Genomic DNA, 13,768 nt, shown 5'->3' with positions numbered 1-13,768 from the left:
ATGGGTCAGAAGATCAATCCGTTAGGCTACCGCCTGGGTATCACTGAAGACCACCGTTCGAAGTGGTTCTCCGATTCCAACAAGCCTGGTGAGCGTTACAGCGACTTCGTCCTCGAGGACGACAAGATTCGCAAGGCCATGAACAAGGACCTCGAGCGTGCAGGCGTGTCCCGCATCATCATCGAGCGCACCCGTGACCGTGTGCGTGTGGATATCCACACCGCCCGCCCGGGCATTGTCATCGGCCGTCGTGGAGCAGAGGCCGAACGTGTTCGCGCCAAGCTCGAGAAGATCACGGGCAAGCAGGTTCAGCTCAACATCTTCGAAGTCAAGAACGCCGCTCTGGACGCCCAGCTTGTCGCTCAGTCCATCGCCGAGCAGCTGACCAACCGTGTCACGTTCCGTCGTGCCATGCGCAAGGCTCAGCAGGACGCGATGCGTGCTGGCGCCAAGGGTATCCGCATCAAGCTCTCCGGCCGCCTTGGAGGCGCCGAGATGAGCCGTTCCGAGTTCTATCGTGAAGGTCGCGTTCCGCTGCAGACCCTCCGTGCTCTCATTGATTATGGATTCTTCGAAGCCCGTACGACCTATGGCCGTATCGGTGTGAAGGTCTGGATCTACAAGGGCGATATGACCGAACGTCAGTTCGATGAGCAGCAGGCCCAGCAGGACAACAACCGTGGACGCCGTGGCGGCGATCGTCGCCCGCGTCGTGGTGGCCGTCCGTCCGGTGCTCGCGGTTCCAAGCCGGAAGCCAAGGCCCCTGAGGCTGCGGCGGCACCAGCAGCCGAGCCCGCAGCAGCCGCAGCACCTGCCGCCTCGGAAGCAAAGGAGTGAGCAGATATGCTTATCCCAAAGAGGACTAAGTACCGTAAACAGCAGCGTCCGAAGCGTCGCGGCATGTCCAAGGGCGGCAACGAGATCGCGTTCGGCGATTATGGCATTCAGGCTCTGGCCCCTGCCTACATCTCCAACCGTCAGATCGAGGCTGCTCGTATCGCCATGACCCGCTACATCAAGCGTGGCGGCCGTGTGTGGATCACGATCTTCCCTGATCGTCCTTTGACCAAGCACGCGCTCGGAAGCCGAATGGGTTCCGGCAAGGGCACCCCGGAGTCCTGGATCGCCAATGTGCATCCTGGACGCGTGATGTTCGAAATCGGCGGCGTCGACGAGGCAACCGCGAAGGAAGCCCTTCGTCGCGCCATCGACAAGCTGCCGATGAAGTGCCGTATTATCGCACGTGAAGGCGGTGATCTCTGATGGCAGTCGGAACAGCAGACTACAGCATCAAGAATCTCAACGAGAAGACCAATGACGAAATCGAGGGCTTCCTCAAGAAGTCCAAGGGAGAGCTTTTCAACCTGCGCTTCCAGAACGCCACTGGTCAGCTTGACAACTCCTCTAGGCTCAAGGCCGTGAAGCACGACATTGCCAGGATGTACACTGTCCTGCGTGAGCGTGAACTCGGCATCAGCCAGGAGCCTGAGTCGGGCGACACGAAGACTGAGGAGAAGTAAGCATGGCTGAAAAGCAAGAGCGCAACTTCCGCAAGACTCGTAGCGGGTACGTCGTGTCCGACGCAATGGACAAGACGATCACCGTCGAGCTCGAGCAGCGTTCGACCCACCCGCTGTACGGCAAGGTCGTCCGCTCCACTCGTAAGGTTAAGGTTCATGACGAGCACAATGATGCCCACAATGGCGACTTCGTGCGTATCATGGAAACCCGGCCTTTGAGCAAGACCAAGCGTTGGCGTCTCGACTCCATCGTCGAACGCGCCAAGTAACAAGTTCGGCAAGGCTCCGCTGCTCACCTTTACTACGGGTGGCAGGGGAGAACCAGCGCGGCTAAGGAGAATCAATGATTCAGCAGGAAACGCGGCTTCATGTCGCCGACAACACGGGTGCCAAGGAGATCTTGGCCATCCGAGTGCTCGGCGGATCGAAGCGACGCTATGCCGGCATCGGCGACGTGATCGTCGCCTCCGTCAAGGACGCGATCCCTGGCGGGTCGGTCAAGAAGGGCGACGTGGTCAAGGCCGTTGTCGTCCGTACGGTAAAAGAGCATCGTCGTAAAGACGGCTCATACATCAAGTTCGACGAGAACGCTGCGGTTATTCTTGGCTCCGGCCATGAGCCCAAGGGCACTCGTATCTTCGGACCGGTCGGACGTGAACTGCGCGACAAGCGCTTCATGAAGATCGTGTCCCTCGCCCCGGAGGTGATCTGAGATGGTAGCCAAGATCAAGACCGGCGACCAGGTCAGGGTCATTCGCGGCAAGGATCGCGGCAAGGAAGGCAAAGTCACCAAGGTGCTTGCCAACGACCGTCTGATCGTCGAGGGCGTGCAGATCGTCAAGAAGCACGTGCGCGCCACTCAGCAGGGTCAGCAGTCCGGAATCGTCTCGGTTGAGGCGCCGATTCATCGCTCCAATGTGATGGTCATTGACCCCGAGACCAAGGAAGCGACCCGCGTTGGTGTCAAGGTCACGACCAAGGCCCAGGACGGCAAGGTCAAGACCGTGCGCACCCGCATCGCCAAGAAATCAGGAAAGGAGCTGGCATGAGCGATACAACAGTCGAAGCGCCGGCAACACCGCGCCTGAAGCAGCAGTACATCGACAAGATCGTGCCCGAGCTCGAGAAGGAATTCAAGTATTCCAACCCGATGCAGGTCGCCAAGGTTCAGAAAGTCGTCGTCTCCATGGGCGTCGGCGCTGCGGCCCGTGACTCCAAGCTCATCGAGGGCGCCGTCAGCGACCTCACCGCGATCACCGGCCAGAAGCCGAAGGTCACCAAGGCCAAGAAGTCCGTCGCCCAGTTCCATCTGCGTGAAGGCCAGGCCATCGGCGCCTATGTGACGCTTCGTGGCGACCGCATGTGGGAGTTCCTCGACAGGCTGCTCGTTCTCGCGTTGCCACGTATCCGCGATTTCCGTGGTATCAGCGGCAAGCAGTTCGATGGCCAGGGCAACTACAACTTCGGTCTCACCGAGCAATCCATGTTCCACGAGATCGATCCGGATGCGATCGATCATCAGCGTGGTATGGACATCACCGTGGTGACCAGCACCAAGGATGACAAGGAAGCTCGGGCACTGCTCAAGCACCTTGGCTTCCCCTTCAAGGAGAACTGAAATGGCAAAAACCGCTCTTAGAAACAAGGCTGCTGCCAAACCAAAGTTCAAGGTGCGCGGCTATACGCGCTGCCAGGTTTGCGGCCGTCCCCACTCCGTATATCGCAAGTTCGGCCTGTGCCGCATCTGCCTTCGCGAGAAGGCTCATCGTGGCGAGCTGCCCGGAGTTACGAAGTCCAGTTGGTAAACATCGACGCTGAAGGTCCTCGGCCGGGGCAGGTCATATCGACTTGCTCCGGCGGAGGAAACCACGGCGAGAAAGGGCGTTAGCCCACATGACAATGACAGATCCAATCGCAGACATGCTCACACGTCTGCGTAATGCGAGTGCGGCGAAGCATGAGACCGTTTCCATGCCGTACTCCAAGTTCAAGGCGGCGATTGCCGAGATCCTCAAACGCGAAGGCTATATCAAAGACTTCACCGCTACGGATGCTCGCGTCGGCCAGAACCTTGAGATCACGCTGAAGTACGGTCCCAATGGCGAGCGTGCCATTCAGGGCATCAAGCGCATCTCGAAGCCCGGCCTGCGTCGCTATGCGAAGTCGGACGCGCTGCCGATGCCACTTGGTGGCATGGGTGTCGCGATCATTTCGACCAGTGCAGGATTGTTGACCCAGAAAGATTGCCTCGACCGGGGCATCGGCGGCGAAATCGTCGCCTTCGTTTGGTGAGGAAGGAGAGCTAAAACATGGCATCACATATTGGTAAGCTCCCCGTCACCATTCCGGCAGGCGTGGAAGTCAAGATTGATGGACAGAACTTCAGCGTCAAAGGCGCCAAGGGTTCTGATTCCTACACTATCCCCGACGGCATCACCGCTCGCGTCGAAGACAATACCATCTACTTCGATCCGGCCGATGACCAGCTGCAGACCCGCGCAGACCACGGTCTGGCCCGTTCCATCGTCGCTTCGATGGTTCAGGGTGTGCACGAAGGGTTCAGCAAGACGCTGGACATCGTCGGCACCGGTTACCGTGCGCAGATGAAGGGCAAGGGCATTGAGTTCTCGCTCGGCTATTCGCACACCATCACCGTCAACCCGCCCGAAGGCATCACCTTCGAGCTGCCGAATGCCAACCAGGTGGTCGTCAAGGGTATTGACAAGCAGGCGGTCGGTCAGGCCGCGGCCAATATCCGTGCGCTTCGCAAGCCGGAACCTTACAAGGGCAAGGGCATCAAGTACACCGACGAACACATCCTGCGCAAGGCTGGAAAGGCTGGTAAGTGATATGACAGTCAAGATTTTCGGTAAAGGCAAGAAAGTCGCAAGGCTTCGCCGTCACGCACGTCTGCGCAAGCACCTCACCGGCACTGCAGAGCGTCCGCGTCTGGTCGTCACTCGTTCGAATCGCCACATGGTCGCTCAGATCGTCGACGATACCAAGGGCATCACTTTGGTCAGCGAGTCCACCATCACCCACGATTTCGATGGGTTCAAGGGCACCAAGACCGAAGCCGCGCAGAAGGTCGGCGAGCTGATTGCCAAGAAGGCCAAGGACGCGGGTATTGATTCCGTCGTCTTCGACCGTGGCGGCAACAAGTATCATGGTCGCGTCGCAGCCGTTGCTGAGGGCGCCCGTCAGGGAGGTCTTGCACTGTGAGCGACAACGAAAAGGAAACCCAAGTGGCTGAAAACAATCAGAACACGCAGGCGTCCAACGACAATAACCAGAGTCAGCGCAACGAGGACCGTCGCGGTTCACGCCGTGGCGGACGTGGCGAGGGCCGCGGTGAAGGCCGTCGAGGGGAGCGTCGCGGTGAACGCCGTGGCCGTCACGAGGAAAATCGTGGCGATGAGCTGCTCGATCGCGTCGTAACCATCAACCGCGTTTCCAAGACCCGTAAGGGTGGCCGCAGCATGAGCTTCGCCGCTCTCGTGGTGGTCGGCGACGGCAACGGTACCGTTGGTGTGGGCTATGGCAAGTCCCGTGAGGTTCCTGCCGCCATCGCCAAGGGCCAGCTTGACGCCAAGAAGCACATGTTCACCGTTCCGCGCGTTCGTGGCACCGTGACCCACCCGGTCATCGGCCATGACGCTGCAGGTACTGTCCTGCTGCGTCCCGCCGCTCCCGGCACCGGTGTAATCGCCGGTGGTGCAGTCCGCGCCGTCATGGAATGTGCTGGCATTTCCGATATTCTCACCAAGTCCATGGGCAGCGCCACCGCCGTCAACGTGGTTCGCGCCACCGTGGATGCGTTGAAGCAGCTCGAGGAGCCCGAAGAGATCGCGGCACGCCGTGGCTTGACCGTTGAACAAGTCGCTCCCGACACCCTGCTCCGTGCTCGCGCCGAAGGCATTGCCGAGGCCCGAAAGGCCCGTGAGGATGCCAAGGCCGAAGCCGAACAAGCCAAGGATGGTGAAGAGTAATGGCAGATCTGAAGATCACACTGACAAAAGGTCTGGTCAACCGCAAGCCTGCCCAGCGCGACACTGTTCGCACGCTCGGCCTGCACAAGATCGGTCAGACGGTTGTCCGTGAAGACACCCCTGCAACCCGCGGTCTGATCAATGCGGTTCGCCACTTGGTCACGGTTGAGGAGGCCTGATATGGCAGAACAAGAAGAAAACACGATTTTGCAGATGCATGATCTGCGCCCCGCTCCTGGTTCCAAAAAGAACCGTATCCGCGTGGGCCGTGGTGAAGGTTCCAAGGGTAAGACCTCGGGCCGTGGCGCCAAGGGCACGTTGAAGCGTTATCAGGTTCGTCCTGGATTCGAAGGCGGCCAGCTGCCTCTGTACATGCGCCTGCCGAAGCTTCGCGGCTTCAAGAGCCCCTTCAAGAAGGAGTTCCAGGTCATCAACGTCTCTGCTCTCTCTGAGCTGTTCCCGAAGGGTGGAGAGGTCAGCGTCGAGGATCTCGTCAAGGCCGGTGCCGTTCGCGCTGGATACCCTGTCAAGGTTCTCGGCGATGGTGAGACCAAGGTTGCGTTCACGCTCAAGGGTGTGAAGGCTTCCAAGTCCGCCAAGGCCAAGATCGAGGCCGCTGGCGGCTCCATTTCCGAAGAGTAATTCGGATGTCTGTAGTGTGAACGGATTTCGTTTACACTGATGGTGGTCCTTTCCGCATTAGCGGAAGGGACCACTTGTTTTGCGGGAATGTCTGAAACCAGATCGAACAAATCGTTTGGCTATACGATCAGTGTGAGAATCCAAGCATAAAATAAGCCGAAAGATGTGCTTGAATTTCTTGATTGATGCACAAGCATGAATTCAAGCACAGAATTGAGCAGAATGTGCGCCAGAAATCCTCAGATAACTGGTAAAACGATAGTGTTATGGATGTTGGATGTTTGGCTGTAAAGGCTGTATGCTGGCACATCGCCGTATGCAGTGTTCATGAGGTTGCGAAAGTCGGATAATCTGATGGGCATTGGCGTCGGCTTCGTGTCGGCTAATGTCGTGTCCCGCGTTTGGTAGACGCTTGACGCTAAGATTATTGCTTAGTGTGTTTGCATCGGTACATGAGATGTACCGAATAGGGAAGGAAATCCAGGTGAGGACGTTAATCCAGGCCCTGAAGACGAAGGAACTTCGCCATAAGATCCTCTTCGTGCTCGGCATCATTGTCATCTACCGCATCGGTTCGTTCATACCGACCCCGGGAGTGGACTACAAGGTGGTCCAGCAATGCGTAGGCACCATGAAGACGGCACAAGAGAACTTCGTGGGGTTGGTCAACCTCTTCTCTGGCGGCGCCATGCTCCAGCTGTCAATCTTCGCGTTGGGCGTGATGCCGTACATCACGGCATCCATCGTCATTCAGCTGTTGCGTGTGGTCATTCCTCGTTTCGAGGCGTTGCACAAGGAAGGCCAGTCCGGTGAGACCAAGCTGACGCAGTACACACGTTATCTGACCATCGGCCTGGCGATTTTGCAGTCCACTACCATTCTGGTCACGGCTCGTTCCGGTGCACTCTTCAACTACCAGTGTGGCCAGGTGGTGCCTGACGGTTCCGTATGGAACCTTGCGGTCATGGTGATGATTATGACCGGCGGCACGGGCCTGATCATGTGGATGGCCGAGTTGATCACCGACAAGGGCATCGGCCAAGGTATGTCCGTCTTGATCTTCATGTCCATCTGCTCCGGCTTCCTTCCGCAGCTGTGGCAAATCGGCTGGGGCACTAACGGCAAGAACGGCAACTGGGAGTACTTCGGCATCGTCGTCGCGGTCCTCATCGTCATCCTCATCTTCGTCGATTTCGTCGAACTCGCCCAGCGCCGCATTCCGGTGCAGTACACGCGCCGTATGATCGGCCGCAAGATGTACGGCGGTTCCTCCACGTATCTTCCGTTGAAGATCAATATGTCCGGTGTCATCCCGCCGATCTTCGCCTCCTCGATTCTGGCGATTCCTACGTTGATCGCGCAGTTCGGCAAATCTGATCAGTCATGGGTCAAGTGGATCAACAAGAACCTGGCCAATACGACCTCGATCTGGTACATCGCGTTGTATGCCGTGATGATCGTGTTCTTCTGCTTCTTCTACACGTCGATTACATTCGACCCGGACGAGACGGCCGACAACATGAAACAGTACGGTGGCTTCATTCCTGGCATTCGTGCCGGCAGTGCCACCAGCCGCTACCTGAGCTACGTGATGAACAGGCTCAATACGGTCGGCGCCATCTACTTGCTTTTTGTCGCGTTGATCCCGACCATGCTCATCATGATGCTGAAGCTCAACAACAGACTTCCGTTCGGTGGCACAACCATCCTGATTATCGCAGGCGTCGGCCTTGATACCCTGCGCCAGGCAAAGGCCCAGACCGAGCAGTTCCAGTACACTGGTTTCCTGCTTGAAGACACCGATCATGTCGAGGGCAAGTAGATTCGAGCGCTCTTGGTTACCTCTGATGATTCATCCGTCCATTGCTGCTTTGCAGTGGGCGGATGAACCGTATTAAGTGCTGTCTGGCAGGCAAGCACTTGCCGAATCTAAAATTGCAATAAGAAAATCACAACTACAAAAGGAAGCAATATGCGTCTTCTCATCATGGGCCCGCAAGGAGTGGGCAAGGGAACACAGGCCAAGCTGATCGCCGAGCATTACGGCATCCCGCATATCTCGACGGGGGATATCTTCCGCTACAACATGAAAAACAACACTCCGCTGGGGCAGGAAGCCAAGAGCTATACCGACAAGGGCAAGCTCGTTCCTGACGAGCTGACCAACAAGATCGTCAAGGATCGCTTGGCCATGGACGATGCCAAGAACGGTTGGATTCTCGATGGCTATCCTCGCAATGCCGTCCAGGTCGAGGCGCTTGACAAGATGCTTGAAGAACTCGGCACCCCGCTCGACAAGGTGGTGGCTCTTGACGCCGACCGCGATATCCTCATGGGTCGCATCGCCAAGCGCGCTGAGCAAGAGGGGCGCGCTGATGACAATGCCGAAGCCATTGCCCAGCGTCTCAAGACCTACGACGAAGAAACCGCACCGCTGCTTGATACCTACAAGTCACGCGGCTGTCTGGTGCCCATCGATGGCGAAGGCGATATCGAAGATATTTCGAAGGCCATTTTCGACGCTTTGGATTGATTGGACGAGTAGGGTCTTCAATCTGCTCGCTGCCGGATATGCAATCAGGTGATTGAAGACCATTTTTGCTCATTACCACAAGTAGGGGCTGAATGCAACACGCCGTGTCGAATTTGGTCCCTACTTTTGCTATAGTAATAAGTTGGTGTGTTTTCGGATGCGCCACCAATGTAATATCGGCCAAAGAACGGAATGAGGCTCATGGCTAAAGACGGTGTGATTGAAGTCGAAGGTCAGGTAGTGGAAGCACTACCGAACGCGATGTTTCGCGTGGAACTTGAAAACAAGCACATCGTGCTTGCCACGATTTCGGGCAAGATGCGCAAGAATTATATTCGTATCCTCCCGCAGGACCGTGTGGTCCTCGAAATGAGCCCTTATGATCTGAACCGTGGTCGTATTACGTACCGTTATAAGTAAGGTACAGAAAAGGAAAACCATGAAGGTCAGCCCTAGTGTGAAAAGGATCTGCGAGAATTGCCGCGTGATCCGTCGTCACGGTCGCGTCATGGTGATCTGCTCCAACCCACGCCACAAGCAGCGTCAAGGCTGAGCGGAAAACCTCCGACCAGAAAAAGGTACTGAGTCGCAGCCCAACCGCTGAACCCCGGGTACGTAGGCCCGAGCCGGGAAACCGGATGACTTGGTACAAACCTACGGAAACATAGAAGGAATCGCAATGGCACGTCTTGCCGGAGTCGACATCCCCAATGAGAAGCGCATCGAGATCGCCCTCACCTACATCTTTGGTGTCGGCCGTACTCGCGCAAAGGAAACGCTTGCCGCAACCGGTGTGAATCCGGATACCCGCGTCAAGGATCTGAGCGATGAGCAGCTTATTACGCTGCGCGACTATCTTGAGGCCAATTACAAGATTGAAGGCGATCTGCGTCGTGAAGTCGATGCGGATATTCGTCGCAAGATTCAGATCAACTGCTACCAGGGTCAGCGCCATCGTCATGGTCTGCCCGTGCGTGGTCAGCGCACCAAGACCAACGCCCGCACCCGCAAGGGTCCGAAGCGTACCGTCGCTGGAAAGAAAAAGGCCGTCAAGTAAGGCCTAAGCAGTTATGAAGAGGGACGGGGCGCCGCTTTGTTGTGTTGCGTACGTTCCAGGCTCTTCGTGACGTAGGAATCATTCGTATTTAGGAAACGAGGATCAATGGCAGCTGCAAAGCAAGCCGTGCGCAAGCCGCGTCGCCGTGACCGCAAGTCGGTCCCGGTCGGTCAGGCGCACATCAAGTCCACTTTCAATAACACCATCATCTCCATCACGGATCCCTCGGGCGCGGTTGTGGCCTGGGCTTCCGGTGGTGATGTCGGTTTCAAGGGCTCACGTAAGTCCACCCCCTACGCCGCAGGTATGGCCGCTGAGTCCGCCGCCCGCAAGGCGCAGGAGCACGGCGTCAAGAAGGTCGACGTCTACGTAAAGGGCCCGGGCAGCGGTCGTGAAACCGCAATCCGCTCCCTGCAGTCCGCAGGTCTTGAGGTCGGTTCCATCACCGACGTCACCCCGCAGGCCCATAACGGTGTGCGCCCTCCGAAGCGCCGTCGCGTCTGAAGCACTTCATTTAATCATCCGTCCAACCCGCTTATGACCAGTGAGTGACCCACCGATCAGAAGCTGAAAGGATAACACAGTGCTTATTGCACAGCGTCCGCAACTTACTGAGGAATCACTGAATCCGCAGCGCTCCCGCTTCGTTATCGAGCCGCTTGAACCTGGATTCGGCTACACGCTCGGTAATTCGTTGCGTCGTACCCTGTTGAGTTCCATTCCTGGAGCGGCAGTCACTTCGGTGCGTATCTCCGGTGCCTTGCATGAGTTCACCACTCTGCCCGGCGTCGAGGAGGATGTCACCGAGATCCTGCTCAATATCAAGGGAATCGTACTTACCAGCGAATATGACGAACCGGTTGTCATGTATCTGCGTAAGAGCGGCAAGGGCGAGGCCACCGCGGGGGACATCACTCCTCCCGCCGGCGTTACCATCGCCAATCCCGAGATGCATATCGCCACCCTCGCCGAAGACGGCGAACTCGAGATCGAGTTCACTGTCGAGCGCGGCCGCGGTTATGTCCCGGCCCAGATGAACAAGCAGGACAACGATGAAATCGGACGTATCCCGGTCGATTCCATCTATTCTCCGGTTCTTAAGGTGAGCTACAAAGTCGAGGCAACTCGTGTCGAACAGCGCACGGACTTTGACAAGCTCATTCTCGATGTGGAGACGAAGCCGGCGATTTCGCCGCGCGATGCCGTCGCATCCGCCGGTTCCACGTTGGTTGAGCTCTTCGGCCTGTGCCGTGAACTCAATACGCAAGCGGAAGGCGTCGAGGTCGGCCCTGCTCCGGTTGAAGAAGAAGTCAACCCGGAGATGTCCATCCCGATCGAGGAGCTCAATCTCACTCAGCGCAGTTATAACTGCCTGAAGCGCGAGGGTATCCACACCGTCGGTGAATTGGTGTCCCACACCGAGCAGGATCTGCTCGACATCCGTAATTTCGGTATGAAGTCAATCGATGAGGTCAAAGAGAAGCTCGAAAGCATGGGCCTCTCGCTGAAGGCCTCGCCGCTGGGCTTCGATACCAACAACCTTGAAGGTGGTACTTTCTTCTCGCCTGAGGACGAGTGAAACCCAACTTCATTTTAAGCTTCGGCACCGTTCGGATGTTCGGGCGTATGCCCACCTGAACGATGCAAGGCCGAAGCGTTAAGGAGTAATAATGCCTACACCTAGAAAAGGGCCACACCTGGCTTCAAGCCCGGCTCATGAGCGTCTGATGCTCGCGAACATGGCGACCAGCCTGTTCGAGCATGGCCGCATCGTCACCACGCTGCCGAAGGCCAAGCGCCTCCGCCCTGTGGCCGAGCGCCTGATCACCTTCGCCAAGCGCGGGGATCTTGCCAGCCGTCGTCGCGTGATGCGCGTCATCCGTAATAAGTCCATCGTGCATAAGCTTTTCACCGAAATCGCCGAGCAGATGCAGCAGCGTGAGGGTGGTTACACCCGCATCGTCAAGATTGCCCCGTCCAAGGGCAACAACGCGCCACGCGCCATCATCGAGCTCGTCACCGAACCGGTGAGCGCCAAGGAGTCCGTCGTGAAGGAAGCTGAAGCTTCCGCCGCGGTCGCCGAGGACAAGGCTGAGGTCGAAGAGGCCGAAGCCAAGGTTCAGAAGGACACCGCAGAGACCGCCAAGACCAAGACGGACAAGGCCGTCGACGAAGCTGAAGCCAAGGAGACCGAAGTAAACGCCGACGTCGCCGAGGACAAGGCTGAGGTCAAGAAGACCGAAGCCAAGGATGTCGACGAGGAAGTCGAGAAGGCTCCTGCAAAGAAGGCTGATAAGGAAGAGAAGTGAGTCGCCAGATCCACTGAATGTTCTTCATAAGAAGGTCGGAGATGAAAGTCTCCGGCCTTCTTTGTATGTGTGGCTTGCTGGGCCATACTTTAGATGCGAGGAAAATCAGGTTTTTGCTCGTTTTTTCTTGATTATCGTCGCATGTTCAATCGAACATGCGAGTGAAATCATGATTTTAACGGTATTATCTTGATTTTTCTCGCATCTTCGATCCAAAGGGTTTGCAAGCCGGTGTGGCACGTATACTGACAACGATGAGACTACGAATTGACTTGGCATATGATGGTGGCGGCTTCCACGGTTGGGCAAGGCAGCCGGATTTGCGTACTGTGCAAGGGGTTGTGGAAAATGCCTTACACACCGTTCTGCGAGTGCCTGTCGACAACATGGACGAGCCGTTGCGACTGGTGGTGGCCGGACGTACCGATACCGGCGTTCACGCGGCTCATCAGGTCTGTCACTTGGATGTACAGGGGCAGACGCTTCAGCGATGTGTTGGTCACATGGACGTGCCAGCCATTGAAGCGTTGCGTCGTCGGTTGAATCATGATTTGCCAGAGGACATTGCTTTGCACGGTATATGTGTGGCACCGAACGGTTTCGATGCGCGATTTTCGGCTTTGGAACGTACCTATGTGTATCGGATTGCCGATGGTGCAAGGCCGGCTGACCCAAGGCTGCGTGGGTTTGTATGGGAACTTGAGGATTCGCTTGATATTCCGGCGATGAATGAAGCGGCGGCGATGACCCTTGGCCTGCATGATTTCGGCTCGTTTGCCACGCCCAATCCCGGTGGCACCACGATTCGCGAGGTCAAGAAGGCAGTGTGGCGACGTGTGCCTATAACCGGAATGTACGGAAACAATCCTGAATCTGATGAGCTTTTTCCCCGTTCGACGGTTCCTGTAGTAACGAAAGAAGCCGATAAATGCGTTGGGAACGATGATTACGAAACCAATGGGAATCTGGTTGGAATCGACCATAATTCAGAAACCGACGTCATCGTCGCGGCAAGTGGCAATGGCGGGGCAGGTGCAGTAGATGGCAGTGGCAGCCAGGTTGAAACCTGGCAAAACATCGGCTATGCCGTCCCGTCGCTTGAATCCGGATTGGTGTGCTTTACCATCGTGGCGGATGCCTTTGCGCACAATATGGTTCGTTCGCTGGTCAATGCGTGCGTGCAGATCGGTCGGCACCGCAAGTCGTTGGATTGGTTCGCGCACAAGATGGCAGATCCCGTTCGCGAAGGTTCGACAGGTCCCATCGCCGCTTGTGGACTGACCCTTGAACATGTCGCGTACCCGCCGGATGACGAACTTGCTGGACGAGCCCAAGCGATTCGTGCCCGGCGTACGTTGGATTAGTAGCACCTGCGCTGACGAATAGCAGTAAAGAAGTAAACCGCTACTGTTTGTCAGCGTACAGAATGATTATCTCTTCTGTTTCTGTAGGGCGGCATTCCTCTAAAAAGGAATGTCGAAACAACGATGAGTATGATGTGCGCCACGCCCGGTTGCGATGGTAAGCCTGTTGCCTTATACTAGAAAAGTTGCGTTTTGTGTAGCGCATGGATAAGTGTCCGAGCGGTCTAAGGAGCACGCCTCGAAAGCGTGTGAGGAGAAATCCTCCGCGAGTTCGAATCTCGCCTTATCCGCAATCAGGGTTCCGAGTTAAAGCTCGGAACCCTTTTGTTTTGCCGGAAAGTCAATGGTGACAGT

General features: G+C 56.8%; 23 protein-coding genes and 1 tRNA gene. All 24 read left to right on the top strand.

Going from position 1 to position 13,768, the window contains the following annotated elements; all coding sequences use genetic code 11:
- The 24 genes from rpsC to PT275_RS04940 all read left to right on the top strand — a co-directional run bounded on the left by rpsC (position 1) and on the right by PT275_RS04940 (position 13,704).
- On the top strand, positions 1–837 hold the full coding sequence (rpsC, locus tag PT275_RS05055) for a 30S ribosomal protein S3 (RefSeq protein WP_277152931.1): 837 nt from the start codon (positions 1–3) through the stop codon (positions 835–837).
- 6 nt (positions 838–843) lie between these two features.
- Entirely contained in the window at positions 844–1,263 is a 420-nt protein-coding gene (gene rplP, locus PT275_RS05050) for a 50S ribosomal protein L16 (RefSeq protein WP_277152929.1), read from the top strand.
- The gene (rpmC, locus tag PT275_RS05045) at positions 1,263–1,520 is read left to right on the top strand and encodes a 50S ribosomal protein L29 (protein WP_277152926.1); all 258 of its coding nucleotides are present in this window, start codon (positions 1,263–1,265) and stop codon (positions 1,518–1,520) included. Before rplP ends, rpmC begins: the two co-directional genes overlap by 1 nt.
- Positions 1,521–1,522: 2 nt before the next feature.
- Positions 1,523–1,789 carry a 30S ribosomal protein S17 gene (gene rpsQ, locus PT275_RS05040; RefSeq protein WP_277143842.1) on the top strand — a complete coding sequence of 89 codons (267 nt, stop codon included), beginning with the start codon at positions 1,523–1,525 and terminating at the stop codon, positions 1,787–1,789.
- Between the two features lie 74 nt (positions 1,790–1,863).
- Positions 1,864–2,232 carry a 50S ribosomal protein L14 gene (gene rplN, locus PT275_RS05035; RefSeq protein ID WP_091847708.1) on the top strand — a complete coding sequence of 123 codons (369 nt, stop codon included), beginning with the start codon at positions 1,864–1,866 and terminating at the stop codon, positions 2,230–2,232.
- A 1-nt stretch (position 2,233) separates the two neighbouring features.
- Complete coding sequence (gene rplX / locus PT275_RS05030) at positions 2,234–2,569, top strand: 50S ribosomal protein L24 (protein ID WP_277152923.1); 336 nt, start codon at positions 2,234–2,236, stop codon at positions 2,567–2,569.
- On the top strand, positions 2,566–3,138 hold the full coding sequence (gene rplE, locus PT275_RS05025) for a 50S ribosomal protein L5 (RefSeq protein WP_277152921.1): 573 nt from the start codon (positions 2,566–2,568) through the stop codon (positions 3,136–3,138). The genes rplX and rplE overlap by 4 nt, the downstream gene beginning before the upstream one ends.
- 1 nt (position 3,139) lies before the next feature.
- Positions 3,140–3,325 (top strand): type Z 30S ribosomal protein S14, encoded by a 186-nt coding sequence (locus PT275_RS05020; protein ID WP_091847705.1) that lies wholly within the window; start codon positions 3,140–3,142, stop codon positions 3,323–3,325.
- 88 nt (positions 3,326–3,413) lie between these two features.
- On the top strand, positions 3,414–3,812 hold the full coding sequence (gene rpsH, locus PT275_RS05015) for a 30S ribosomal protein S8 (RefSeq protein WP_277148871.1): 399 nt from the start codon (positions 3,414–3,416) through the stop codon (positions 3,810–3,812).
- A 17-nt stretch (positions 3,813–3,829) separates the two neighbouring features.
- Positions 3,830–4,369 (top strand): 50S ribosomal protein L6, encoded by a 540-nt coding sequence (rplF, locus tag PT275_RS05010; protein ID WP_277152919.1) that lies wholly within the window; start codon positions 3,830–3,832, stop codon positions 4,367–4,369.
- A gap of 1 nt (position 4,370) precedes the next feature.
- A complete protein-coding gene (gene rplR / locus PT275_RS05005; RefSeq protein ID WP_277152917.1) occupies positions 4,371–4,742 on the top strand; it encodes a 50S ribosomal protein L18 in 372 nt (123 codons plus the stop codon).
- Positions 4,739–5,509 carry a 30S ribosomal protein S5 gene (gene rpsE / locus PT275_RS05000; RefSeq protein ID WP_277152915.1) on the top strand — a complete coding sequence of 257 codons (771 nt, stop codon included), beginning with the start codon at positions 4,739–4,741 and terminating at the stop codon, positions 5,507–5,509. Before rplR ends, rpsE begins: the two co-directional genes overlap by 4 nt.
- Positions 5,509–5,688 (top strand): 50S ribosomal protein L30, encoded by a 180-nt coding sequence (gene rpmD, locus PT275_RS04995; RefSeq protein ID WP_277146295.1) that lies wholly within the window; start codon positions 5,509–5,511, stop codon positions 5,686–5,688. The genes rpsE and rpmD overlap by 1 nt, the downstream gene beginning before the upstream one ends.
- 1 nt (position 5,689) lies before the next feature.
- Positions 5,690–6,151 (top strand): 50S ribosomal protein L15, encoded by a 462-nt coding sequence (gene rplO / locus PT275_RS04990; protein ID WP_277152913.1) that lies wholly within the window; start codon positions 5,690–5,692, stop codon positions 6,149–6,151.
- A 484-nt stretch (positions 6,152–6,635) separates the two neighbouring features.
- Entirely contained in the window at positions 6,636–7,973 is a 1,338-nt protein-coding gene (secY, locus tag PT275_RS04985; protein ID WP_277152911.1) for a preprotein translocase subunit SecY, read from the top strand.
- Between the two features lie 150 nt (positions 7,974–8,123).
- Positions 8,124–8,684, top strand: coding sequence for an adenylate kinase (locus PT275_RS04980; RefSeq protein ID WP_277152909.1), 561 nt, complete (start codon positions 8,124–8,126; stop codon positions 8,682–8,684).
- Between the two features lie 201 nt (positions 8,685–8,885).
- The gene (infA, locus tag PT275_RS04975) at positions 8,886–9,104 is read left to right on the top strand and encodes a translation initiation factor IF-1 (protein ID WP_003808114.1); all 219 of its coding nucleotides are present in this window, start codon (positions 8,886–8,888) and stop codon (positions 9,102–9,104) included.
- A gap of 19 nt (positions 9,105–9,123) precedes the next feature.
- The gene (rpmJ, locus tag PT275_RS04970; protein ID WP_043164480.1) at positions 9,124–9,237 is read left to right on the top strand and encodes a 50S ribosomal protein L36; all 114 of its coding nucleotides are present in this window, start codon (positions 9,124–9,126) and stop codon (positions 9,235–9,237) included.
- Positions 9,238–9,363: 126 nt separating this feature from the next.
- Entirely contained in the window at positions 9,364–9,741 is a 378-nt protein-coding gene (gene rpsM, locus PT275_RS04965; RefSeq protein WP_277143870.1) for a 30S ribosomal protein S13, read from the top strand.
- 105 nt (positions 9,742–9,846) lie between these two features.
- Entirely contained in the window at positions 9,847–10,245 is a 399-nt protein-coding gene (rpsK, locus tag PT275_RS04960) for a 30S ribosomal protein S11 (RefSeq protein ID WP_277143872.1), read from the top strand.
- Between the two features lie 79 nt (positions 10,246–10,324).
- Complete coding sequence (locus PT275_RS04955; protein ID WP_277152907.1) at positions 10,325–11,320, top strand: DNA-directed RNA polymerase subunit alpha; 996 nt, start codon at positions 10,325–10,327, stop codon at positions 11,318–11,320.
- Positions 11,321–11,411: 91 nt separating this feature from the next.
- Positions 11,412–12,050, top strand: coding sequence for a 50S ribosomal protein L17 (gene rplQ / locus PT275_RS04950; RefSeq protein WP_277152905.1), 639 nt, complete (start codon positions 11,412–11,414; stop codon positions 12,048–12,050).
- A 254-nt stretch (positions 12,051–12,304) separates the two neighbouring features.
- Complete coding sequence (locus tag PT275_RS04945; RefSeq protein WP_277152903.1) at positions 12,305–13,414, top strand: tRNA pseudouridine synthase A; 1,110 nt, start codon at positions 12,305–12,307, stop codon at positions 13,412–13,414.
- A gap of 205 nt (positions 13,415–13,619) precedes the next feature.
- Positions 13,620–13,704 (top strand) — tRNA-Ser (locus tag PT275_RS04940).
- The last annotated feature ends 64 nt before the right edge of the window (positions 13,705–13,768 follow it).

It is taken from the genome of Bifidobacterium sp. ESL0745, assembly GCF_029433335.1.
Classification (GTDB): Bacteria; Actinomycetota; Actinomycetes; order Actinomycetales; family Bifidobacteriaceae; genus Bifidobacterium.
Note: the sequence above shows the minus strand (reverse complement) of the source record. Positions and strands in the feature narration are given on the sequence as shown.

Excerpts from the sequence above, each read along its gene's own strand:
- rpsC (WP_277152931.1), top strand. The coding sequence starts at position 1 with ATGGGTCAGAAGATCAATCCGTTAGGCTACCGCCTGGGTATCACTGAA.
- rplP (WP_277152929.1), top strand. The coding sequence starts at position 844 with ATGCTTATCCCAAAGAGGACTAAGTACCGTAAACAGCAGCGTCCGAAG.
- rpmC (WP_277152926.1), top strand. The coding sequence starts at position 1,263 with ATGGCAGTCGGAACAGCAGACTACAGCATCAAGAATCTCAACGAGAAG.
- rpsQ (WP_277143842.1), top strand. The coding sequence starts at position 1,523 with ATGGCTGAAAAGCAAGAGCGCAACTTCCGCAAGACTCGTAGCGGGTAC.
- rplN (WP_091847708.1), top strand. The coding sequence starts at position 1,864 with ATGATTCAGCAGGAAACGCGGCTTCATGTCGCCGACAACACGGGTGCC.
- rplX (WP_277152923.1), top strand. The coding sequence starts at position 2,234 with ATGGTAGCCAAGATCAAGACCGGCGACCAGGTCAGGGTCATTCGCGGC.
- rplE (WP_277152921.1), top strand. The coding sequence starts at position 2,566 with ATGAGCGATACAACAGTCGAAGCGCCGGCAACACCGCGCCTGAAGCAG.
- PT275_RS05020 (WP_091847705.1), top strand. The coding sequence starts at position 3,140 with ATGGCAAAAACCGCTCTTAGAAACAAGGCTGCTGCCAAACCAAAGTTC.
- rpsH (WP_277148871.1), top strand. The coding sequence starts at position 3,414 with ATGACAATGACAGATCCAATCGCAGACATGCTCACACGTCTGCGTAAT.
- rplF (WP_277152919.1), top strand. The coding sequence starts at position 3,830 with ATGGCATCACATATTGGTAAGCTCCCCGTCACCATTCCGGCAGGCGTG.
- rplR (WP_277152917.1), top strand. The coding sequence starts at position 4,371 with ATGACAGTCAAGATTTTCGGTAAAGGCAAGAAAGTCGCAAGGCTTCGC.
- rpmD (WP_277146295.1), top strand. The coding sequence starts at position 5,509 with ATGGCAGATCTGAAGATCACACTGACAAAAGGTCTGGTCAACCGCAAG.
- rplO (WP_277152913.1), top strand. The coding sequence starts at position 5,690 with ATGGCAGAACAAGAAGAAAACACGATTTTGCAGATGCATGATCTGCGC.
- PT275_RS04980 (WP_277152909.1), top strand. The coding sequence starts at position 8,124 with ATGCGTCTTCTCATCATGGGCCCGCAAGGAGTGGGCAAGGGAACACAG.
- infA (WP_003808114.1), top strand. The coding sequence starts at position 8,886 with ATGGCTAAAGACGGTGTGATTGAAGTCGAAGGTCAGGTAGTGGAAGCA.
- rpmJ (WP_043164480.1), top strand. The coding sequence starts at position 9,124 with ATGAAGGTCAGCCCTAGTGTGAAAAGGATCTGCGAGAATTGCCGCGTG.
- rpsM (WP_277143870.1), top strand. The coding sequence starts at position 9,364 with ATGGCACGTCTTGCCGGAGTCGACATCCCCAATGAGAAGCGCATCGAG.
- rpsK (WP_277143872.1), top strand. The coding sequence starts at position 9,847 with ATGGCAGCTGCAAAGCAAGCCGTGCGCAAGCCGCGTCGCCGTGACCGC.
- rplQ (WP_277152905.1), top strand. The coding sequence starts at position 11,412 with ATGCCTACACCTAGAAAAGGGCCACACCTGGCTTCAAGCCCGGCTCAT.
- PT275_RS04945 (WP_277152903.1), top strand. The coding sequence starts at position 12,305 with ATGAGACTACGAATTGACTTGGCATATGATGGTGGCGGCTTCCACGGT.